Genomic DNA, 23265 nt, shown 5'->3' on the forward strand with positions numbered 1-23265 from the left:
TTTCTCATAACTCAATACTAAAATATATGGAACATATAGAATTATTTTTCAAATCAATATTCATAGATAACATGGTATTCGCTACGTTCTTAGGAATGTGTTCTTACCTAGCTGTATCTAAAAAAGTGACCACTGCTGTGGGATTGGGTGCTGCAGTAATTTTTGTACTTGCCATCACTGTACCTTTAAACTGGTTACTTGACCAATTCATTCTACAACCAGGTGCTTTATCTTGGTTAGGAGCAGAATATGCTGATTACGATTTAAGTTTCTTATCATTTATCATGTTTATTGCAACCATTGCAACCATGGTACAATTGGTAGAAATCATCGTAGAGAAATTTTCTCCATCACTATACAACTCACTAGGGATATTTTTACCATTAATTGCGGTAAACTGTGCCATCTTAGGAGGTTCGTTATTTATGCAGTCAAGAGAAATTGCGACTTTAGGTTTGGCAACTACGTACGGCATTGGTTCAGGAATCGGATGGTTCTTAGCCATCTTAGCTATTGCAGCCATTCGTGAAAAAATCAGATATTCAAATGTACCAGCGCCATTAAGAGGCTTAGGAATTACCTTTATCATTACAGGATTAATGGCTATCGGATTTATGAGTTTTGGAGGTATGTTAACAGGTGGTGATGAAGAAGGTGAAGCACTTGAAGACAAATCAGCTCAGATCGAAACTGTACAAGACAAGAGTACTACAAATGAAATCGCTAACAATACAAAAGTAATTGATTAATATGATATTAGCAGCAAGTACAACAGGAACAATCATAGCAACTGTAGCGGCCTTTTTACTAATTACATTAGTATTGGTTTCTCTATTGTTATTTGTAAAGCAAAAACTATCACCATCAGGACCCGTAAAAATTACCATTAATGGTGAACGTGAAATTGAAGTAGCTTCAGGAAGTACGCTTTTATCTACTTTAGGAAACGAAAAAATATTTTTACCATCTGCTTGTGGTGGTGGTGGAACATGTATTCAATGTGAGTGCCACGTATTAGAAGGTGGAGGAGAAGCATTGCCTACGGAAGTTCCGCACTTTACGAGAAAAGAACTAAAACATGGAGCACGTTTAGCTTGTCAGGTAAAAGTAAAGCAAGACATGAACATTACAATTCCAGAAGAAGTATTCGGAATTAAAAAGTGGGAAGCTGTCGTAGTTCGTAACTACAATGTAGCATCATTCATTAAGGAATTTGTTGTTGAAATTCCAGAAGATATGGGTTACAAAGCTGGTGGATATATTCAAATTGAAATTCCTCCATGTGAGATAAAATATGCAGATATCGACATTACGGCACATCCAGAAGAACATGAAACTCCAGACAAATTTCAAGCTGAGTGGGATAAGTTCGGATTATGGCCTTTGGTAATGAAAAATACTGAAACTGTAGAGCGTGCTTACTCAATGGCTTCATATCCAGCAGAAGGACGTGAAATCATGTTGAACGTTCGTATTGCAACACCGCCATGGGACAGAGCTAAAAACCAATGGATGAATGTAAATCCAGGAGTTGCATCATCATACATATTTGCTCAAAAGCCAGGAGACAAAGTAGTTATTTCAGGACCTTATGGAGAGTTCTTTATCAACGAATCGGATGCAGAAATGCTGTACGTTGGAGGTGGAGCAGGAATGGCGCCAATGCGTTCGCATTTGTACCACTTATTCAAAACGATCAAGACAGGAAGAAAAGTTACATATTGGTACGGAGGACGTTCTAAGCGTGAGCTATTCTACATTGAGCACTTTAGAGAATTAGAAAGAGATTTTCCAAACTTCAAATTCTACATGGCACTTTCTGAGCCGTTAGAAGAAGATAACTGGAAAGTGAAAAAAGATATCAACGATGAAGAAGGAGACGGTTTTGTAGGATTTATTCACAACTGTGTAATTGACAACTACTTAAACCATCATGAAACTCCAGAAGATATTGAATTATACTTCTGTGGACCACCATTAATGAACCAAGCTGTTCAAAAAATGGGTGAGGATTTTGGAATTCCAGACGAAAACATCCGATTTGATGATTTCGGAGGATAAAACTCATTTCAATTCAATACAAAAAAAGATCGTCACTACTGACGATCTTTTTTTTGTATGCTATTTTCATACAGATCTTATAATTGTACTTTGAAAAAGCAATAATCTGCTTATCTTTATAGCTTACTATTTATAATACAAAATGATTCAAAAAATACTTTCAGTCATCTTTATTCTTACCATAGGAATAGCCTTTGCACAAAAAAAGCCAATTACCCATGACGATTACGATTTATGGAAGTCAATGAGTGATGTCAAAGTCTCAAAAAAAGGTAAAATAATCGCTTCAACAATCGTAACGCGTACAGGTCGTGGCGATGGTTATGTTCATATTTACAACACACAAACAAAAGATTCAACACATTATTTTAATGGTAGCGAAACGGCTATCACAGACGATGAGAAATTTGTCATATTCAGAAAAAAAGCTGATTATGTCACAAAAAGGAATGAAAAAAAGAAGAAAGTAAAAGACAAGGACAAGCAAAAAGATGTATTGTATATCTATGATGTAGCTTCAAACAAAATCTACGATTCTATTACACGAATAAAATCATACAAACTATCAAAAAGGAATAGCGACTATTTAGTTATTGAAAAATTTAAAAACAAAAAAGACTCGATAAAAGGAGACAGTTTGCCAGCATGGAAAAATAACTATGCATTAGTTTACAACCTAAAAACAAAAGGAAAAGATACTATTTTTAATATCAAAGATTTCATAATTCCTGAAGAAGGAAACACGTTTTATTACACCACTAAGCATCCAAAAAGAAAGAAAAAAGCCAAAGGAGTTTTTGCATATAATGTAGCTGCTAACTCAAAAAAAGTAATTGATACTTTACTATACGATTACAAAAAATTAAGAGTAAACAAACAAGGAAATCAACTTGCGTATATTGCTGAAAGAGATTCTGTAAAAACAGATTCAGTACCATTCAAATTATTTCTTTACAAAGAAAACAAGCTAAAACTATTAGTTGAAAATGAAGAAAAGCAATTTGGTAAAAATCAAACGCTAAGTGAAGCAAAACCACCATTCTTCTCAGAAGATGGAAAACGTTTATATTACTATTCAAAAATAAAAAGTCAATACAAAAAAGACACTACCTTACTAGATGATGAAATTCCGCAAGTAGATGTTTGGCATTGGAAAGATAAAATAACACAACCTAGACAAAAAGCCACTGAAAAGACTAATAAAGAAGACACAAAGCAGAGGTACTATGATATTGATAAAGATCGTCACGTACAATTACAAGATGATATAATAGACTTTGTTTATTTATTTGATAAATATGCTTCAAAATATATAGTTGGTATAGATAACTCTCCGTATGCAACGCAAACATGGAAATCGCCTTCGGAATATGATTATTATGTAATTGACAGAGAAACTGGGAAAAAACGATTGCTAATAAAAAAAGCAACCTCACGAGTAGATATTTCATTAGATGGTAAATACGGAATTTACTTTGACAACACTACAAATGATTGGATTTCGTATAATTTAGAAACACTAGAGCGTTACAACATGACGCAAAATATCAAGGTGAGTTTTGCAAATGAAGATAATGATATTCCAGCCGCAGCGCGTCCGTATAACTCAGGAGGTTATGACAAAGAAGGAAATATATTATTTTATGATAAATATGATATATGGGCAGTTTCGCCAAATGGAAAAACGAAACCTAAAAATATCACGAAGAAAGGAAGAAGAAAAAAAATAACATTTCGTACCAGAAGGGTAAGAGACAATTTTTCGTTGGCAAGATACGTAAATGATGAACTGTTACTTGTTGGATTTGATGAAAAAACAAAAGCACACGGCATCTATCTTTTAGATGACAAAGGGAAATTAACAGAAAAAATTGCACCTAAAAATCATATAATTTATCTACTACAAAAAGCGGAAGAAGGAACTGTTGAAGTATTTACCAAAGAAAATTTTAAAACATTTGAAGACCTTCTTGTAACAACGGACAACTTTAATACATACGATAAAATCACTGACGTTAATCCGCATGAAAAAAACTTTAAATGGGGAACTGCTGAATTGGTTTCTTGGAAAGCATACGATGGTACAAAACTAAAAGGAATTGTACATAAACCAGAAAATTTTGATCCTTCCAAAAAGTATCCAATGATTGTATATTTCTATGAAAGAAGCTCTGACGGACTTCACAATCATTACTCGCCACAACCTAGTGCATCTACTGTAAACAAAATTTATGCTGTAAGCAATGATTATATTGTTTTCACACCAGATATTGTATACAAAACAGGGCAGCCAGGAGACGACGCATACAATTGTGTAATTTCGGGTGTAGAAATGATGGAAAAGAAAGGATACATTGATAGCAATCGTATGGCGTTGCAAGGTCAAAGTTGGGGTGGATATCAAGTAGCATATCTCATTACCAAAACAAATAAATTCAAGGCGGCAATGGCAGGAGCACCTGTGAGTAACATGACATCTGCATATGGCGGAATTCGTTGGGGAAGCGGTTACAGCAGAATGTTTCAATATGAAAAAACACAAAGTCGTATTGGTAAAAACTTATGGGATGGTTTTGATTTATACGTAAAAAACTCACCATTATTCAGTTTGCCAAATGTAGAAACACCATTGCTTATCATGCACAATGACAACGATGGCGCAGTTCCATACTATCAAGGAATTGAATTATTTATGGGAATGCGTAGACTGCAAAAACCTGTTTGGATGTTAGTATACAACAACGAAGCACACAACTTACGTAAAGTGAAAAATAAACAAGATTTATCTATCAGAATGATGCAGTTTTTCGATCACTACTTAAAAGATGCGCCACCGCCAGTATGGATGACCAAAGGAATTCCAAGGAGAGAAAAAGGAATCAACTTTGGGTATGATCTCGATAAAGAATAAAATCAATACTACTTTAAAATATAGAAAAGATCGTCTGTAATGACGATCTTTTTTATACTCTAAAAAAAGTAATACAATACCAAATCAGCTTAAATTACAGTATCTTTGCAATAAGGTATTTTGTAGATGAAAATTGTATTTCGTCGAGATTTATCACAAAAAAGAAAAAAATAATAAGCACTATCAATAAACCAATACTTTCGTAATGTGTTGGAATATAATTTCTAACGATGGAGAAGCTGACAAAACAAGAGTTGCATAATCTTGCGATGAATATCGTAGGAAAAGAATTGGAGGACAAAGGATATGAATTTCTGGCAGTAAATAGCAAACTAAACAAACATCCACAATTTGTTTGTATAGACAAGAACAACAAAAAGAAATTTGTACTTGTAAAAGCCGTTGCCTATCCTGAAGATCCAAAAGAATATGATGCCATATGGATGGAAACATTCAAAAAGCACGTAGAAAAGTTTGAAGCAGAACTCTATTTTGCTGGCGTCGGACTCGGAAATGCAGACAATCCACTCGAAGAAGTACTAAAAAACCAACCGTACATACTAGACTATGATGGTTTAATACAAATTACATAATAATGAAAGCAGTTACATTACCCCTATACATATGTATAGCTTTTTTACTCACATCTTGTGTCGAAAAACCTAAAGATGTCATGATGCATACCAATACAGGTTATGCTTTAGGAACTACATATTCGATAAAATATGAAGTCCAAAATGAAAAGGAAGACTACAAAAATGACATAGAAAACGTATTTCACGAAGTCAATCAATCCATGTCTGCATACATACCAACATCTGATATTTCTAGAATCAACAGAGGAGAAACTGATGTCATTATTGATGATTATTTTAGAACGGTATATGACTTTTCTCGAGAAGTATATGAAAAAACAGAAGGTTACTTTGACCCAAGTGTAGGCGCTTTGGTAAATGCATGGGGATTTGGTCCAGAGAAACCAATCAATAATCTTACAAAAAAACAAGTAGACAGCATCATGGCGTTTACAGGTTTTAATAAAGTTAAAATTTCAAAAGAAGGGAAAGTGTACAAAGAACATCCTTCGCTTACATTTGACTTTAATTCGCTTGGAAAAGGATATGCCATTGATCTTATTGGTAAAATGTTTGATAAAAAAGGAATCAAAAACTACATCATTGAAGTTGGTGGAGAAATCTTAACCAAAGGGAAAAATACCCAAAAAGTAAAAAAATGGATGGTTGCCATCGACAGTCCTGTGCAAGATGGAAATGAACGGCAATATATAGAAGTAATCAGGCTTGAAAACAAAGCGATGGCAACTTCTGGAAACTACCGAAAATTTAGAGTCGATCCAGAAACAGGCGATCATTACGTGCATATTCTCAATGCAAAAACAGGATACCCAATGAAAAACAACGTATTGAGTGTTTCTGTCGTAGCAGATAATTGTATGAAAGCAGACGCATACGCAACGGCTTTTATGGTAATGCCATACGAAAAAACAAAGCAGCTCCTTAGCGAATTAAAAGACGTTGATGCATACATTGTAAGTAGAGATCAATACGGAAACATTCAAAAGTACACGACCAACGGTTTTCAAGAATTAATCGTAAAATCCCCTCAAGAATAATTAAGTAGGATAGTTTTAATGTACTGATTGTCTAATTTTAAAATAATGTTAAATAAGGTTTTAGAATACATTTAGTGTGGTTTAAAAATATAGAATATACTTTTAAATGACGTAATTTTAGGTACAAACTTAAAATAAAGGTCATGAAAAAAAAGAACTTAAAAACCAACGGATTAAAATTAAACAAAAGAGCAATCTCAAACTTAAAATTAGGAACACTCACTGGTGGTGGAACAAACTCCTGTTTTCAGTATGCTGATACAAGATGTGCGGTAACGATAGGATGTAATTATACAGATACCTGTCCGCCAACAAATGGTTGTCCACCTCAAACAAATGGTTGTCCGCCTCAAACAGATGGTTGTCCTTTCATTTCACAATCTTGTCCTGTAAACGGAATCTGCTAAAAAAAACAATCGCAAATACATTACAAAACGATCATTAAAAGCAATTTTAATGATCGTTTTTTATATCAAATTCAAAAATTAAACTACGTACACCATATTTTGAGAAACTCAAAAACAACTTTCAACAAAAAATAAAATAAATCCGTCATATAAAATTGTAGTTTTGGAAGTTATAACTCGATACAATTGGTAAAAAAATTACACTGTTTATTAGTATTACTTGCCTTCTGTGCTGTGTACGGACAACATCCAATCTACACGCAGTTTTCAGAAAAAGACGATCTTCCCGATATTGAATTTTACAATATGACGGAAGATAGTAAAGGATTTATTTGGCTTGCCGCCGATAAAGGATTTTATCGTTACGACGGAAATCAATTCAAACTCTACACCAACAAAGAAAAACGCGGATTTTCAGTTTTTGAACCCAAAGAAGATCACATAGGACGCGTTTGGTGCTGCAATATCTCAGGACAATATTTTTATGCAGAAGATGATAAACTAACGATGTTTATTGACTTAAGTCAAGAAATTCGTTGGCAACTCGGAAGCTTTCTGGTTACCAAAAAACATCTATTAGTATTTGCATCTCAAGTAGTTTATAAAATATCTTTAGAAACAAAAAAAATAGAACAACGCATAAAACTTACGGATGGTTTACTAGGAAATCCATATCAATACGAAGATGAAATATTCATCACAACAAACAATAGTATTTTGGTTTTAGATTTAGAATTAAATATTCTTAAAAAAATTACCTCAGAAGCCATTCATAATGATTTAGAAAACAGAAGTCTTGGACGAACAATCATAAACGGATACAAAGGAAAAACCTATCTAAAATTTACGGATCAAAAAAACGAATCAAACCTGTATTTATTTGACGTAAACACTGGGCAATATGACAAAGTAGAACTTGAAGAAGAATTGCGTAAAAGTCATTTGGTAACCTTCGATTTTTACAATGACGAAATGTTACTGTCTACGTCTACAGGACTTTGGCTGTACACGGTGCAACCTGATGGGAAAATTGTATACAAAAATAAATATTTTGATAATGAATACGCTTCTAGAGTTATTGTAGATAAAAGTGAAAACTATTGGTTAACAACGCTGCGAAATGGAGTATTTGTAATTCCAAACATAAACAATTACAGTTTTGACTTCCCAAAAGAAATTAAAGACATCAAATGCATTGAAAAAATAAACGAAACAACCTTCTTCTTTGGTTCTGCCAACGGAAAAGCAGGGTTTTACAAAATGAAAACCAATTCCATTGAGTGGATTCCATTAAAAGACAAAACAGCAGTTACAGCCGCTCTTTATGATAAAAATGAGCAAATTCTATACATCAGTCAGCAAAACAGTGCGGTCATCTATGATTTACAAACAAAAACGCATACACAAAATGCAGTTTTTATAAACAGTCGTAGCATCTCTTACCTAAAGAAAAACACCTTTTTCTTTACCAACTATCGCGGCGCTATCAAAATAAATAATGGCAAAGAAGTATCACGAATTGGAACTTTACGTGCATATTTGGGCTTTCACGACACGATCTCCAAAAAAAGTTATGTCTCTTACGTTGATGATTTGATAAAATATGATATCGATTTCAACGAAAAAAAAATTCGCTACAAAGGAAAACGAATCAACGCAACGGGAATTACAAAAACAGCCAACGGAATTGTGTGGGTTTCTACCTTTAAAGATGGGATTTACGGAATAAAAAATGATAGCATTATTGCAAACTATACAGAAGAAAACGGTTTAATTTCCAACTCAACTCACAAAATAAAAGGAGACAATAACGAACTTTGGATCGTGACCAACAAAGGAATTCAGTTGTTTGACATAGAAACGGAAACCTTTAAAACACTAACAAAAAGAGATGGAATCAGTACGTATCTTATCAGTGGAATAATTCCGTTTAAAAACAATGTGGTTTTTGCCACAAACAATGGCGTATTTTCAATTGATCGTAAAACGGTATTTAACAAAACAGTAAAACCAGAAATTTACTTTACGGGAATTCAAATCAACGAAAAAGATACTTTACTTCAAGACAAATATGAATTGCCACACTATCAAAATGCAATAAAAATAAGCTTCAATTCCAACGGTTTTCGATCAAAAGAGCACATTCGCTATTACAGTCGCTTACTAGGTTTTAATGATGATTGGATTGCGGTTGATGAAGGTATCGATTTTGTAAAATACAACAGTTTGCCTGTCGGAAACTACACGTTTCAAGTAAAAGCAGCTTCTAGCTCTTTGGCAGGTGAATCTGAAATTACTGCTATTAAAATTGCCATAAAAAGTCCGTTTTGGAAACGCACTTGGTTTATAACAAGTATGGTAATTGCTAGTTTACTTCTTGTAATCTTTTACTATAAAAACATTCTTAAAAAACGTGAAAAACAGAAAAATAAAGAATTTGAAAAGTTGGAGCAAGAACGCGAATTGGTCTTTTTAAAACTAGAAAACTTGCGTTCGCAAATGAATCCGCACTTTATCTTCAATGCGTTAAATTCGATTCAGGAATACATCATTCTCAACAAAAAAAATCTGGCAAGTGATTATTTGGGAAAATTTGCCGATTTAATTCGCACCTATCTCAATCACAGTAACAAAGGAGTTATTTCTTTACAAGATGAAATAGATTGTTTGGAAATGTACTTAGAACTAGAAAAACTTCGTTTTGAAGACAAGCTCAACTATAGCATAAAAATTGACAATGAAGTTGATTCGGAAGCGATTTCCATTCCTACGATGCTCATTCAGCCATATGTTGAAAATGCACTAAAACACGGATTATTACACAAAAAAGATAACAGGGAACTGAGTATTACTCTTGAAACTTCTCAAGAAAACGACACCATTACTTGTACCATTGAAGACAATGGTATTGGGCGAGAAAAAGCATTGGCAATCAAACAAAAGAAAGACAAAATGCACCAATCTTTTGGAACGCAAGCAACACAAGATCGCTTGGATTTGCTCAACTACGGAAAAGAAAAACAAATAGGCGTTTCCATTGAAGACTTACACGATCACACAACGCAACAAGCCAACGGAACAAAAGTGATTATCACCATTCCAATTACCAAAATAAAAAACAACTAATGAAAGTAATTATCATAGACGATGAACGAAAAGCACGGAATTTGCTCCATGTCTTAATAGCTGAAAATTGCCCAAAAATCACAGAAATATTTGAAGCAGAAGATTTACTTTCGGGCGTAGCACTCATCAAAAAAGAACAACCACAAATAGTATTTCTAGACATCGAAATGCCACAACATTCTGGCTTAGAAATTGCAAGCTTTATAGAAAAAGACAACTTCAATTTCGAAATCATCTTTACTACTGCATACAGCGAATATGCTATAAAAGCATTTCAACTTTCTGCAATCGATTACCTGCTAAAACCTGTACGCGCAACGCAAATACAAGAAGCTGTAGAAAAAGCACTCAAACACATCGGAAAATCGCAAATAAACAGCAAACTTGAAGAACTCAAAAAAAGTCTGGCTTCTTCCAACTTTAACAAAATTGGATTGCCTTTTTCAGATGGTTTCAAATTTGTAGACTTTAACGAGATCATTCTACTAGAAGCTGATGGAATGTATACAAAAATCACAACGGTTAACGATTCGGAAATCTTAGTTAGCAAACCACTAAAACACTTTGTCTCGTTATTAGAAAACATAAAAACCTTCTACAAACCACATCGTTCGTATCTCATCAATCTCAAATACATCAAAGAATACATCAAAAAAGATGGTGGTTACATCATTATGGACAATAACGAAACGGTTTCCATTTCCAAAGACAAAAAAGAGGAATTTCTTGCCATTGTTCAAAACATTGGATAAGCAATACTTGAAAGAAAAAACATAATTTCATTTCTCATAAATCGTTAAAAATGTACTTGCGACAAAAACGAAAAAACTTTCAGCAACTCAAAACTAACTTTCAGAAGACAGAACATTACATAGATAATTAGCAAGATACTTTTGCCTTCATAAACTATAAATTATACATAATGAAGACAAAAGTTTTTTCCCTATTTCTCTTTGTAATTAGTATCTCATTAGCGCAAGTTCCTACGAACGGACTCACGCATGAATACCTATTTACAAACGGAAGCTACAACACTACTGTCGGATCTAACAATCTTACACAATCTGGAGGAACAATCGCAACAACAGCCGATCGTGAAGGCGCTCCTACAAACGCGATAGAATTAAACAATTCTTTCCTATTTACTCCACAACTAGCTTCTGGGTTTAGAGTCTCAGTAAGTTTTTGGATTAAAACAAATACCAACGATTCCTTTGATCGTGCTATACTAGATTACCATGCGCGAAACGTACGTATTCCAACCAATACGGAAACTGGCTTCTTTCTTACCTTAGATGATGGAAAAATTGATCTCAGTGCCAACTATCGATACGGATATAACTTTATGCAAACATCTGAAACTACTTTCTATACAGGAAATCACGGTTTTCGAAGTAATGCGTCTGTTGCAGACAATAACTGGCATCACATCACACTAACAATAGATACAGGAGCGACAAACGGAAACATCTTCTATCAATACAACTTGTATATTGATGGTGTGTTAGACAATACACTTACAAGAACCAGCACGCCACCTGCACAATCAGGACAAATATATGCGATCCTATTTCCTAATGAACGTGTAACGATAGGAAACAGTAAAAATGGAAATCTAATTTCCGATCGTGTTTACGGCGATACCATCGATGATATTCGTTGGTACAACAGAACCTTAAGTCTTTCTGAAGTAAATGCACTCTACAATGATGTTGACAGTTGTATTCCAACACAACTTACAGCAACAAATGTACAATCAAATGCTGTCGACTTATCATGGATGGCAACGCCCGATCAAACTTCTTGGGATGTTTCATACACAACACCAGGAAGCAGTCCAGATTCAGGAACAATCGTTAGCAATGTAGGCGCAAGTCCATACACACTCACAGGATTATCTCCAACAACTTCATACGACATATACATTAGAAGTACTTGTAACGGAATTATCTCAGGTTGGTCAAATGTGGCAGCTATAACCACTACTGCTGTACAAGAAAGAATTTACGTTGACATTGATGCTACAGGAGCAAACGATGGATCTAGTTGGGCAAATGCATACACAAGTCTAAACGATGCACTCACAGGAATTGCTACAGGAACAGAACGTACCATTTGGGTAGCAGAAGGAACGTACATTCCAACAACGACAAATGCTGATGCCAGAACAGCAACATTTTCCATTCCAACATTGGTAAAACTCTATGGAGGATTCAACGGAACAGAAACCATGCTGTCACAGCGTAATCCTTTGTTACATATTGCAAAACTTAGTGGCGACATAATGGGCGACGATAATGGAATACTGTTACCGACAGAAAGTACGCGAGCAGACAATGTGTTTCATGTAGTATCCTTACGAGAAAACATGACAGATGTAATCATTGATGGTGTCACAATTGCGGATGGAAATGCTTTAGGTGGAGGAACGCTTACTGGACCAGTAGCAAACCGTGTAAACTATGGAACTGGTGGCGCGGTCTATGTGGCATTGGTAAACACTTCCGAAAGGGTAGAAGCTACATTTAACAACTGTATCTTAGAAAATAACTCAGGGCAAAACGGCGCTGTCTATGGAAATTATGTACAAAACCCATCGGCTTCTGTTAGTTATCAAGTAGATTTCATAAACTCAAAAATTCGTTCCAACTATGGAAGTCTTAGTTCTATAGTGTTATATTTTGGGCAAAACGGAGCGACGAGTTCAGGTAAAATTGTCAACTGTCTCTTTACAAACAATACAACGCCAGTTTCAAGAAATATTGGTTCTTGTTTGTGGATCGGTCGTTTAAACGGACCTGCAAGTGTAGTACAGCTAGATGTTGTCAATACTACATTTACCGACAATTCTGGGCAAAGCGGACAAGTAATTACAACTACGGGCGCGCCAGAATTATCAAACATTAATAATAGTATTATCTATGGCAATGGAAGCAATACGCCTTTAGATTTCAATACTGCGCCATTTCCGGCAGTAAACAATTCTATTGTAGAAGGTGGACAAGAAGGCGGAATCAACCTCGATCCTTTATTTACAAGTGCTACCGACTTTACATTGCAGTTAACTTCGCCAGCAATCAACGCAGGAAACAATGCATTTGTACCTGTAGATATTACAGAAGATATTGATGGTAATCAACGTATTTTTGACACTACTGTAGATTTGGGAGCATATGAATTTAATGCCAATTGTGGAGAATTTTTCAATGTTGTGCTTACGCCAAGTGCAACAGTTGCCACAGAAGCAACACTTACGTGGGATCATCCATTCGATACAGGAGATACTTTCGATTTAGTATATGTAGTGAGTGGAATGCCCATCGGAAACGGAACAGCTATCAACGGAATCACTGGAAACAGTCAACTGCTCACAGGATTAAGTTCTAACTTTTACGATATTTATCTAAGAGCAAACTGCTCAGGAACACCAAGTGCTTATGAATTGTACACTGTTGGTTTTAAAGTGCCAATTTTTGTAAATGCAAATGCTACAGGCGCAAACAATGGAAGCGGATGGAACAATGCATACACATCACTAGAAACTGCTTTAGCGGCGGCAAGCGACGACGATACTATTTGGATTGCTAGCGGAACGTACAAACCAGCAGGAACAAGTCGTTTAAATTCTTTTATAATAGCCAATAATAACCTAACGATTTACGGCGGATTCAACGGAACTGAAACACAACTTTCGGAACGTGATTTTACAGTAAATGAAACGATCCTTTCGGGAGATTTAAACGATGATGACACAGTAAACACATTTAATGGTGGCGGAAGAAACGAAAATCTATATCACGTTGTAGAAATAACAGGACAAAACGTTACTCTTGATGGAATTGTGGTTTCTGGCGGACAAGCAACGGCAAGTTCTGGTGACGATCGTCTTGGCGCAGGAATCTACAAAGATGCAGGTGTAGATAATTTAACCATAATGAACAGTACATTTCGAAACAATGTTTCCGTTGGCGGTTCAGGAATTTTTGGACGCTTTGCCACAGGAGAAACGATTACTGTTTCAAATAATATATTTCACGATAATTTAGCAAACTATGGAGCAGGTTTTTACACACTCAACACGAATAACGTGAATTACACAGTAACGTTAGCAAATAGTTTATTCTATAATAACACTACAAGAAATTCCTCAACCAATTTAGGATTTACGGGAAGTTCTATTTGGTTGCGATCCAATAGCTCTGGCGGAACATTAACAACTACTGTAACTAATTGCACATTTGCAGACAATACAGACGTTGGTACAGAATCATCGTCATCCAATAGAGGAACATTCAGTGTAAGTCGTGGTTCTACAGGAACGCATAATGTAGTAGTTGCTAATTCAATTTTTTACGGAAACAGAGGTGCTGGTGGTGCAATTACACGAGCAGTAACCAAAGGTCATACTGTAATTGCTAATTCTGTATCAGTGAATTATGCAATTGATGAAAATAACTTTGCCGGATTGCCAGCAGGAACTAACAGATCAAATGCCAATCCTATGTTTGTAGATGCTGCTTCGGGCGATTATTCGCTTTCGGCTTCTTCTCCAGCAATTAATACAGGTAATAATGCAGATGTAATCGGTACAACAGATGTGATAAATAACAATCGTATTGTTGACACTACAGTAGATTTAGGAGCGTATGAATATGATGCTACATTGAGTGTTGAAGAAGTGTCATTAGCAAGCGACAGTCTTGTAATATATCCAAATCCAACCTCAGGAATTATCAATATTCAAACAAAAACAAATATAAAAAATGTTGCAATTTTCAATATATTAGGGAAAAAAGTATTACAGGCAACTACTGCTACAATAGATGTTTCTCAACTTTCAGGAGGAATGTACGTAATGAAAATTACAACTGAAAACGAAACACAAATCACCAAACGCTTTATCAAGCAATAATTTATAGTTTACGTTATTGTATAAATCCTGTAAGTTTTCATGCTTACAGGATTTTTTTGCTTTAGCAGTCAAGAATACACTTTCAGAAATTAGCGTATAATAGGAATTAATCTAAAATGTAGCTTTGTCACCCAATAAGTAAAAGAAATAATACAATACATTACCCAAACTAGCAATTTGCTAGCAGAATTTGATCGGATTGTAAAACGGCTTCAATCCGATCATTTCTCAAAAAATACTTTTCAGAAACTCAAATTGGCATTTCAGAAAATATGAAAAGATTAAAATCTACCAAGTATTTATATTTATTCCTGAAACAAAAAATAGAAGCTTTTATGAAATTAACAATCATTGCCATTAGTTTGCTTTCGGTACTTTCATTCACATCGATCTCAGAAACGACTACAACCGTACAAGAAACAACAGAAGCAGTTTATGGAAGCAGTTTTTCGCTTATCAATGACACTAAAAATAAAGTTTCCATCTACACAGGAACTGGTTACGTATCCTTAAACAAAGGAAGTAAAACCAGCATTTCATGTAAAGTTGGAAAAACGGTGCATTGGGCAAACAAAGGAAAAAAAGGCGACGTCATTTTCAAAATCACCAGTGATATGTGTGGCGAAACGGTCAAACTGTCTAAAGTGATGGATTAATTAAAAAAAAGGGGTAATTTTTTAAAAGTTAAAATCACAAAACTAACCAACCAGAAATCTAGTTTTTTAAAAGGAAAGAAAGTATTACTTTCTTAGTGTAAAGAGAATTTTCGAAAGAAGGTTCTCTTTTTTTATGAGATCGTTTTTCTTAGCTTAGATGTTATAAGAATAGTTGAAATGGGAAGAATTCTATGCAAAAAACACGGAACACAAGCATTCTATGAAATGTGTGTGCATTGTTATGCGGATGTAACTCGCGGTGTAAAATCGAAAGTACATACGATTGCGATATTAAACTTAAAAATATGCGATGATTGTTATCGTGAACATACTTTTAAAGAAATTGAAAACATTGAGCTAGATGAGGTTTTGAAACTATCAGATGATAAAGTCAATACGATTGAAATGTTAATATTTCAAAAATATAACTCGATTGAAAAAAAAGGAATTTGTATAAAATGCTACGAAGACATTAATATCCTTTAACAAGCACAAAAACTAAAAATACAACAGACGCAATAATCAAAACGATTGCCAAAAGCTTATTATAAGGAGTTAAAAAGTTATGAGTTTTTAGTTATGAGTAAAAGTAAAACAAGCTAAAAAAATCGTGGCAATTCAAAACACTAGAGTCTCTAACAAAAACAATTCGTGAATTCGTGGTAAAAACACGTCTGAGTAAGAACAACGAAATTTAAAATAAAAAACTCAAAATATTAAATGAAAAAGTAACTTAACACACAACACACAACACACAACACACACACAACACACACAACAACACACAACCAAGAGCGAAGCGACCAAAAAATCACTTAAAACAAACAGGAATAATTTCGCCTTCCATCAAGCAATATCTTTCAAGTTCTTCAGGAGTAAATTCAGCCGTATAATCTTCTTCTTTTACGGTAAAACCAATGCTTCGGAGTTTATCAAAATAATCCCAACCGTACACACGCACATGATCGTACTGACCAAAAATTTCCGTGCGTTCTTTTTTATCGGTAATCGTGTCATCTTCAAAAGTAACTTCGCGTTCCAAATCTTGCGGAATTTGTAAAATTGCCATACCGCCAGGTTTCAACACACGATACAATTCTTGCATTGCTTTGGTATCATCAGGAATATGTTCCAACACATGATTACACAAAATGGTATCAAACGAATCGTCTTCAAAAGGCAAATCACAAATATCAGCTTTCACATCTGCCAACGGCGAAAACAAATCTGTTGTCGTGTATTCTAGATTCTTCTGATTGCGAAAACGTTTGTAAAATGCTTGTTCGGGTGCAAAATGCAATACTTTTTGTGGTTTGGTAAAGAAATCAGTTTCATTCTGTAAATACAACCATAACAACCGATGACGTTCTAAAGATAACGTGCTTGGCGACAAGGCATTTTCACGATTAATCGTATATCCATACGACAAGAACGTTCGGAAACTCTTACCGTCAATCGGATCCGTATAATTATTTCCCTTCAATACAAAAGTTACAAACGGACGAATCCAATAACTCATCTTGATTAATAGCGGTCGCGGAATCGTGTTGAGTATGTATTTAAAGAGTTTTTTCAAATCGTGCGATTATTTTACTTTAATCATATATCCTTTGACATCAGAATTTTTCAATTCGCGAAGTTGTGCCGTAAAATAAATCGTATCTCCTTTTCTTGCAGTGTATGTAACCATAAGTCCGCCATACTTGCGAAACAAAGCTTCATTAGGATCTTCATTTTCTTTTTTAGCATCAGGAACAATTAAATAGCTGCAATCTGTTAACCATTTTAAACGTGAACTTCGTTGTGAACCATCACTAATGTATTCAGTTTGAAATTTTTCGGTACGAACTATTTTTGTGGAAAGCGGAACAACATCGTCACTAGGAATGACAAAAGTACCCGATTTTACACCTTCACAATTAACTTCTTTTTCTTCTTGTGCAGTTACAGAAAAAGCAATACAAAATGTTAAAAGGAAACTTAGAAATGATGTATTCAAAATATACAGTGTTTTACGGTTTATGCTTGTCTGAATTCGTCTTCTTCGTTACTTTCAATACCTAATGCTTCGTATACATATTTAAATGTCGATAACAATTCAGGTTTTCCATTTACCAACGCAACATCGTGTTCAAAGTGTGCACTTGGTTTTCCATCTTTCGTCAAAACAGTCCAACCATCACGAAGAAATTTAATGTCTTTTACGCCCATATTAATCATCGGTTCAATGGCAACTACCATTCCTTCAATAAATTTCTTTCCGCGTCCGCGACGACCAAAATTTGGCATGTTTGGATCTTCGTGCATTTTTCTTCCTAAACCATGTCCAACCAAGTCTCTAACAACACCGTAACCGTGTGCTTCGGTATACTTTTGAATTGCATACCCGACATCGCCTACGCGGTTTCCAGCTTTAAATTCACGGATTCCTACGTATAAAGATTCTTTAGTGACTTGGAGTAATTTTTCTGTTTCAGGATCAATCTCTCCAACGGCAAACGTATATGCATGATCGCCGTAAAATTCATTTTTAATCGCACCACAATCTACCGAAATAATATCGCCTTCTTGCAACGGATTGTTATTGGGAATTCCATGTACAACTTGCGCATTTGGACTCATGCACAAGGTGTTTGGAAAGTCATACAATCCTAAGAAACCAGGAATTGCATTATGATCGCGAATAAATTCTTCCGCTAATTTGTCTAGATATAAGGTAGTTACGCCAGGCTTAATTTCACTAGCGATCATTCCTAATGTTTTGGAAACAATCAATGCACTTTCTCGCATCAATTCAATTTCTTCTCGTGTTTTTGGTATAATCATTTCTTGAGAAAGGAAAACAGTCCTTTTTTCTTTTTTAATGTTACGTTTGGCGTTTCGTTGGTGAGCAACTGATATACTTTTCCCCAACCTATAAAACCGCCAATATTTCTATCGTCTATAAAATAGTCTGCGTTGATTTTTCGACTTACTTTGCCTTCAAATATTTCTTCAGGGTAACTATTGTTTACAGCGTAAAAAACGATGCCATTTTCTTTGCAAAATGCAACCGCTTCGTCCAAGCGTTTTCCGCTTCTGTATGTCCATAAAATTAATCTATGTCCATCTTGCTCCAAACGTTTTAAAGTTTCAAAAGCAAAAATTTTAGCCGTTCCAATTTTTGGGTAGGCATCTTCTACAATAGTACCATCAAAATCTACCGCAATCAATAAGCTCTCTTTCACAATCATTCCACTTCCTATTTTGTGCTTGCAAAGCTACAAAGAAATACTGTGTTATTCAGCATATGTATGTTTATAGTCTTTTCCAGACAAAATGGTAAACATATCTTTTTCTAATGATTCTACTGGCGATTCTACAATTCGGTTCAGTTCTTTGCCATCTTTATAAAAAATAAATGTTGGTACATTGGTAATATCAAAACCATCTTCCAAATGTTCAGGAGTCATTTTATCTTCATCCACAGTAATAATTTCAATATTTTCTTCAGAAGCTTTTATAACATCTATAATGCGGAAAAATTGCGGAACTTCTCGCTGACTATCTTCACACCAAGTTCCCATAAAAAGCTTCACTTTTACATCTTTTAATAATGGTTTTACTAAAAAAGCTACTTCTTTATCAACAGGATAGGTTGAATAATTTGGTCCAAACCAACTATCATAGGGTATTTTTGAAATGGCTGTTCGAGTTTGGACACCTGTCAAAATTGGTAATTTTTTTTCTTCTTCCTCGGTTTCTGTATCAGCTTTTACTGTTGTTGCAGTTGTTTCTGTTTCAGTTGTTTTAGAAGAAGATGTTTTCTTTTCGTCTTTACAGGCAAAAAATGTAAGTGCTATACATAGGTATAAGATTTTTTTCATTAGATAAGTGATTTTTGAGTCATTAATTCAGGTTGTGGAATTCCGATCATTTTTAAAATAGTTGGTGCAATATCGCCCAAAACTCCATCTTTTATATGCTTGATATCTTCATCCACCAAAATAATTGGCACTGGATTCGTTGTATGTGCCGTATTTGGACTTCCATCAGGATTTATCATCGTATCGCAATTTCCATGATCGGCAATTACAATGGTACTATAATCGTGTTTTTGAGCAACTTCAATGATTGCTTTGGCGCATTCGTCTACGACTTCACACGCTTTTACAGCTGCTGCAAAATCTCCTGTGTGACCAACCATGTCTGGATTGGCAAAATTTAAACATACAAAATCGGTATCTGCTTTTTCTAATTCAGGGATGATTTTATCACGAATATCGTACGCGCTCATTTCTGGTTTTAAATCATACGTTGCAACTTTTGGCGACGGACATAGTAAGCGTTCTTCACCATCAAAAGGTGTTTCTTGTCCGCCATTGAAAAAGAACGTTACATGCGGATATTTTTCTGTTTCTGCAATGCGAATTTGTTTTTTACCATGTTTGGATAATACTTCTCCCAACGTATCTTTTATATTTTCTTTGTTGAAAACGACATGAACATTTTGGTAAGAAGCGTCGTAATTTGTCAGCGTCACATAATAGAGTGGAAGCTTTTTCATGCCAAACTCAGGAAAGTCTTTTTGTGATAATACTTCAGTCAACTCACGCCCACGATCTGTTCTGAAATTAAAAAAGATAACAACATCATCTGCTTGAATTTTAGCAATTGGTTCGTTATTGCTGTCTGTCATTACAATTGGTTTGATAAATTCATCTGTAATATCAGCATCATAACTTTCTTGAATACTTGCCGTAGCGTTTGTGCTTAATGTTCCTTTTCCATGAACCAACGCGTTGTAGGCTAATTGAACTCGCTCCCAACGTTTATCTCTGTCCATAGCGTAATAACGACCTGTAATCGTGGCAAGTTTTGCATTTGCCTTTTGGCAGAATGTTTCCGTTTGCGAAATAAAGTCTTTTCCTGATTTCGGATCAACATCTCTACCATCTGTAAACGCGTGTACAAATACATTTTCTACTTGATGATTGTTTGCCAAATTGACCAAACCTTCCAAATGATTGATGTGTGAATGTACGCCACCATCGGAAACCAATCCTAAAAAATGTACTGACTTATTATTGTCTTTTGCATGTTGAAGCGCTTCTGTGAGAACAGCTTCATCTTTTAAAGTATTATTTTTAATTGCTAAGTTGATTTTGGCTAAATCTTGATACACAATGCGTCCTGCGCCCAAATTCATGTGTCCAACTTCGCTATTTCCCATTTGTCCTTCTGGCAGACCGACATTCATTCCATCAGTCAATAAATTGGCGTTTGGATATTTTGTATATAAGCTATCGATAAAGGGAACATTGGCATTGGCAATCGCAGAAACTTTCGGATCTGGCGATTTTCCCCATCCATCTAAAATCATTAAAATAACTTTCTTATTCATTCGAGATAAATTGATTTAAAAAAATAAAAATAAGTGTATTTCATAACATTACACAGCTCAAACCTAAAAAACAAACTATTTTAAGAAAGGATTATCATATTCACAGAAAAAGGCAGTTTTTTCCGAAAGAATGTCAAAGAATATTGATTAAGAAATTCTTAAAAAAATCTATAGATATTCTTAATAGATTTTCATTTTTTAAGATGGCTTTAACAGATTTTACACGCAATCGTTAAGGTACTGTTATAATTGAAAAAAACGTGCAACAATTTTCTAGAAGTGTCGTCTCTTTAGTGTAATCAAATTACAAATCAACAATAAAAATTAACATCATCAATTAAAAATCAACAATCATTATGAGAAAAACAATTTTTATGATCGCTCTTATAGTAGGAGCTTCATTCACTACGGCTAACGCAACTGAAGGAAACAATGAATCAGCAACAACAAACAAAGTAACTGTTACAAAAATTGTAAAGGTAAATGCATTTTGTGTTGCAATTTCGAAAGGAGATTTTGACACGGTTAAAAAAATGATTCAGTTTGGAGAAAATGTAAACAAAACTTCCAACGGAAAAACACCTTTAATGTATGCAGCACGTTACAACAGAGCTAAAATTGCCAATTTATTACTAGAAAATGGTGCAAAATTAGATTATAAAGATAAAAATGGACGTACTGCAATTGACTATGCAAAAATTTCAAAAGCAACTGACGTAAAAGTAATTTTGGAAAACGCTTCCAAATAATTAAAAAAATAGCTAACAAGAAAGCCGTTTCTGAGAGGAAACGGCTTTTGTATTTTATAAAAAAAATTAATCTTGTCTAGGCCATTTCTGACATTGATTGGCGCCATAACATCTCGTGATGTTTACAGTTTCCACGGGACATTGTCTCGAAAAACCTGATGGTCTTCCACCAGTAATTGCGGATTGATTTAAAATACTAATTTGTTTCTTGTTTAAACGTAATTGATTGTTCTTTTTTTTCATGATTTCCTAATTAAGTTTTTGATGTTTAGAAATATAAATAGAAAAAAGAACAGTTTGTTACTGTTTTACCTTCTTTGTAGTAGTGTTGGATTTTAGTATTGAGATTTGAGATGTTAGTATTGAGAATGTTTTTAGTTTCAAAGAACATTTTGATAAACTTAGTATGCATGAATTTCATAACTAAAAATGCTGAATGTTGAATTATGAATTTTGAATTGAAAAAACTTCTCAGAAAATACATTGCTACAAACTTCAAAACGTCACTTCGAGTTAAATTTTAGCATGAAAATTTTGTATCGAGAAGTACTTTGAAATATTAAATTGAAAACATCTTTCAAAAAACAAAAAACAAAAAACAAAAAACAAAAAACGAACAACAAAACCTACTCCCGATAATTCGCAATAACTTCTTTAATTTTTTCAATACGATTTTCAGGATCTGGATGTGTACTTTGAAATTCAGGAGTTCTATTTGGACCTGCAGCAGATTTTAAGATTTTCATCACTTCAATCATCGCTTCAGGTTCGTAGCCTGCGTACATCATCAATAGTACGCCAAGTTCGTCACTTTCTAGTTCGTCTTCACGACCATTTTTTAATAAGGTAGATTGTGCAATTCCGCCAACCATTCCGCCCATATCAGCACCAACAGACGCACCTGTAGAAACAGTTTGCCAAAAGTCAGTTTCCGCAATACGTTCTGCGGAATGTCTTCCCAAAACATGTCCAATTTCATGTCCTAAAACACCAGCCAATTGTGCATCATCTAATTTGCTGTACAAGGCATTTGTAATAAAAATTTGTCCGCCAGGCAACGCGAAAGCATTGATAGCTCTATTATCTGCGAGGAGATGAAATTCAAATTTATAAGGAGATTCTGCTGCCATTGAGTTCGATTTCACTAGCTTTTCGCCAATCATATCTACACGAGCTTGCGCGCCAGCATCAGGATACAAACCACCGTGTTGTTGTGCCATGGCATTTCTGTTGGCAAAACCAAGCTGAATTTCTTCCTCAGAAGTCATATTAATCGTTTGCACGCGATTCGTATACGGATTTACTTCACGATTTGCACATTTCTTAAAAAAGGCAAAAGCGACAATAGCAAGTCCAATCAACAGTCGGATTTTTAATTTACTTCCTCTCATAACATATTACTTGATGTTCTATAAAAGTACAAAACC

Annotated in this window: 20 protein-coding genes; 12 read left to right on the top strand and 8 right to left on the bottom strand. The window is 34.7% G+C overall.

Annotation, left to right across the window (positions count from 1 at the left end):
* The first annotated feature begins 26 nt into the window (after positions 1-26).
* The 11 genes from nqrE (at position 27) to KAOT1_RS20865 (ending at position 16192) form a co-directional block, all read left to right on the top strand.
* The gene (gene nqrE, locus KAOT1_RS20815; protein ID WP_007096890.1) at positions 27-749 is read left to right on the top strand and encodes an NADH:ubiquinone reductase (Na(+)-transporting) subunit E; all 723 of its coding nucleotides are present in this window, start codon (positions 27-29) and stop codon (positions 747-749) included.
* Position 750: 1 nt separating this feature from the next.
* A complete protein-coding gene (gene nqrF, locus KAOT1_RS20820; protein ID WP_007096891.1) occupies positions 751-2061 on the top strand; it encodes an NADH:ubiquinone reductase (Na(+)-transporting) subunit F in 1311 nt (436 codons plus the stop codon).
* 142 nt (positions 2062-2203) lie between these two features.
* A complete protein-coding gene (locus KAOT1_RS20825; RefSeq protein WP_007096892.1) occupies positions 2204-4972 on the top strand; it encodes an alpha/beta hydrolase family protein in 2769 nt (922 codons plus the stop codon).
* Between the two features lie 230 nt (positions 4973-5202).
* On the top strand, positions 5203-5565 hold the full coding sequence (locus KAOT1_RS20830) for a hypothetical protein (protein WP_040559760.1): 363 nt from the start codon (positions 5203-5205) through the stop codon (positions 5563-5565).
* Positions 5566-5567: 2 nt separating this feature from the next.
* Positions 5568-6605, top strand: a complete 1038-nt coding sequence (locus tag KAOT1_RS20835; protein WP_040559762.1) for an FAD:protein FMN transferase — start codon at positions 5568-5570, stop codon at positions 6603-6605.
* A gap of 143 nt (positions 6606-6748) precedes the next feature.
* Complete coding sequence (locus tag KAOT1_RS20840; protein WP_007096896.1) at positions 6749-7012, top strand: hypothetical protein; 264 nt, start codon at positions 6749-6751, stop codon at positions 7010-7012.
* Positions 7013-7198: 186 nt separating this feature from the next.
* Positions 7199-10138 (top strand): sensor histidine kinase, encoded by a 2940-nt coding sequence (locus tag KAOT1_RS20845; RefSeq protein WP_007096897.1) that lies wholly within the window; start codon positions 7199-7201, stop codon positions 10136-10138.
* Positions 10138-10890, top strand: coding sequence for a LytR/AlgR family response regulator transcription factor (locus KAOT1_RS20850; RefSeq protein WP_007096898.1), 753 nt, complete (start codon positions 10138-10140; stop codon positions 10888-10890). The genes KAOT1_RS20845 and KAOT1_RS20850 overlap by 1 nt, the downstream gene beginning before the upstream one ends.
* A gap of 170 nt (positions 10891-11060) precedes the next feature.
* Positions 11061-15050, top strand: a complete 3990-nt coding sequence (locus KAOT1_RS20855) for a T9SS type A sorting domain-containing protein (protein ID WP_007096899.1) — start codon at positions 11061-11063, stop codon at positions 15048-15050.
* Between the two features lie 335 nt (positions 15051-15385).
* Positions 15386-15706 carry a hypothetical protein gene (locus KAOT1_RS20860; RefSeq protein WP_157560233.1) on the top strand — a complete coding sequence of 107 codons (321 nt, stop codon included), beginning with the start codon at positions 15386-15388 and terminating at the stop codon, positions 15704-15706.
* Between the two features lie 177 nt (positions 15707-15883).
* Positions 15884-16192 (top strand): hypothetical protein, encoded by a 309-nt coding sequence (locus KAOT1_RS20865; protein WP_007096901.1) that lies wholly within the window; start codon positions 15884-15886, stop codon positions 16190-16192.
* A gap of 325 nt (positions 16193-16517) precedes the next feature.
* On the opposite strand, the gene KAOT1_RS20870 is transcribed toward KAOT1_RS20865, so the two are convergent.
* The 6 genes from KAOT1_RS20870 to gpmI are packed head-to-tail and all read right to left on the bottom strand — an operon-like array spanning position 16518 to position 21089.
* Positions 16518-17282, bottom strand: coding sequence for a class I SAM-dependent methyltransferase (locus KAOT1_RS20870; protein WP_007096902.1), 765 nt, complete (start codon positions 17280-17282; stop codon positions 16518-16520).
* 9 nt (positions 17283-17291) lie between these two features.
* Positions 17292-17705 (bottom strand): hypothetical protein, encoded by a 414-nt coding sequence (locus KAOT1_RS20875; RefSeq protein ID WP_007096903.1) that lies wholly within the window; start codon positions 17703-17705, stop codon positions 17292-17294.
* Between the two features lie 20 nt (positions 17706-17725).
* The gene (gene map / locus KAOT1_RS20880; protein WP_007096904.1) at positions 17726-18532 is read right to left on the bottom strand and encodes a type I methionyl aminopeptidase; all 807 of its coding nucleotides are present in this window, start codon (positions 18530-18532) and stop codon (positions 17726-17728) included.
* The gene (locus KAOT1_RS20885; protein ID WP_007096905.1) at positions 18529-18939 is read right to left on the bottom strand and encodes a BT0820 family HAD-type phosphatase; all 411 of its coding nucleotides are present in this window, start codon (positions 18937-18939) and stop codon (positions 18529-18531) included. The genes map and KAOT1_RS20885 overlap by 4 nt, the downstream gene beginning before the upstream one ends.
* 45 nt (positions 18940-18984) lie before the next feature.
* The gene (locus tag KAOT1_RS20890) at positions 18985-19572 is read right to left on the bottom strand and encodes a thioredoxin family protein (protein ID WP_007096906.1); all 588 of its coding nucleotides are present in this window, start codon (positions 19570-19572) and stop codon (positions 18985-18987) included.
* A complete protein-coding gene (gene gpmI, locus KAOT1_RS20895) occupies positions 19572-21089 on the bottom strand; it encodes a 2,3-bisphosphoglycerate-independent phosphoglycerate mutase (RefSeq protein ID WP_040559763.1) in 1518 nt (505 codons plus the stop codon). The genes KAOT1_RS20890 and gpmI overlap by 1 nt, the downstream gene beginning before the upstream one ends.
* Positions 21090-21463: 374 nt before the next feature.
* Between gpmI and KAOT1_RS20900 the strand changes: the two genes are divergently transcribed.
* A complete protein-coding gene (locus KAOT1_RS20900; RefSeq protein ID WP_162014354.1) occupies positions 21464-21838 on the top strand; it encodes an ankyrin repeat domain-containing protein in 375 nt (124 codons plus the stop codon).
* Between the two features lie 66 nt (positions 21839-21904).
* On the opposite strand, the gene KAOT1_RS23140 is transcribed toward KAOT1_RS20900, so the two are convergent.
* Together KAOT1_RS23140 and KAOT1_RS20905 are read right to left on the bottom strand one after the other, a co-directional pair.
* Entirely contained in the window at positions 21905-22081 is a 177-nt protein-coding gene (locus tag KAOT1_RS23140; RefSeq protein WP_007096909.1) for a hypothetical protein, read from the bottom strand.
* Between the two features lie 383 nt (positions 22082-22464).
* The gene (locus KAOT1_RS20905) at positions 22465-23229 is read right to left on the bottom strand and encodes a M48 family metalloprotease (protein ID WP_007096910.1); all 765 of its coding nucleotides are present in this window, start codon (positions 23227-23229) and stop codon (positions 22465-22467) included.
* Positions 23230-23265: the final 36 nt, after the last annotated feature.

The sequence above is a fragment of the Kordia algicida OT-1 genome, assembly GCF_000154725.1.
GTDB lineage: Bacteria > Bacteroidota > Bacteroidia > Flavobacteriales > Flavobacteriaceae > Kordia > Kordia algicida.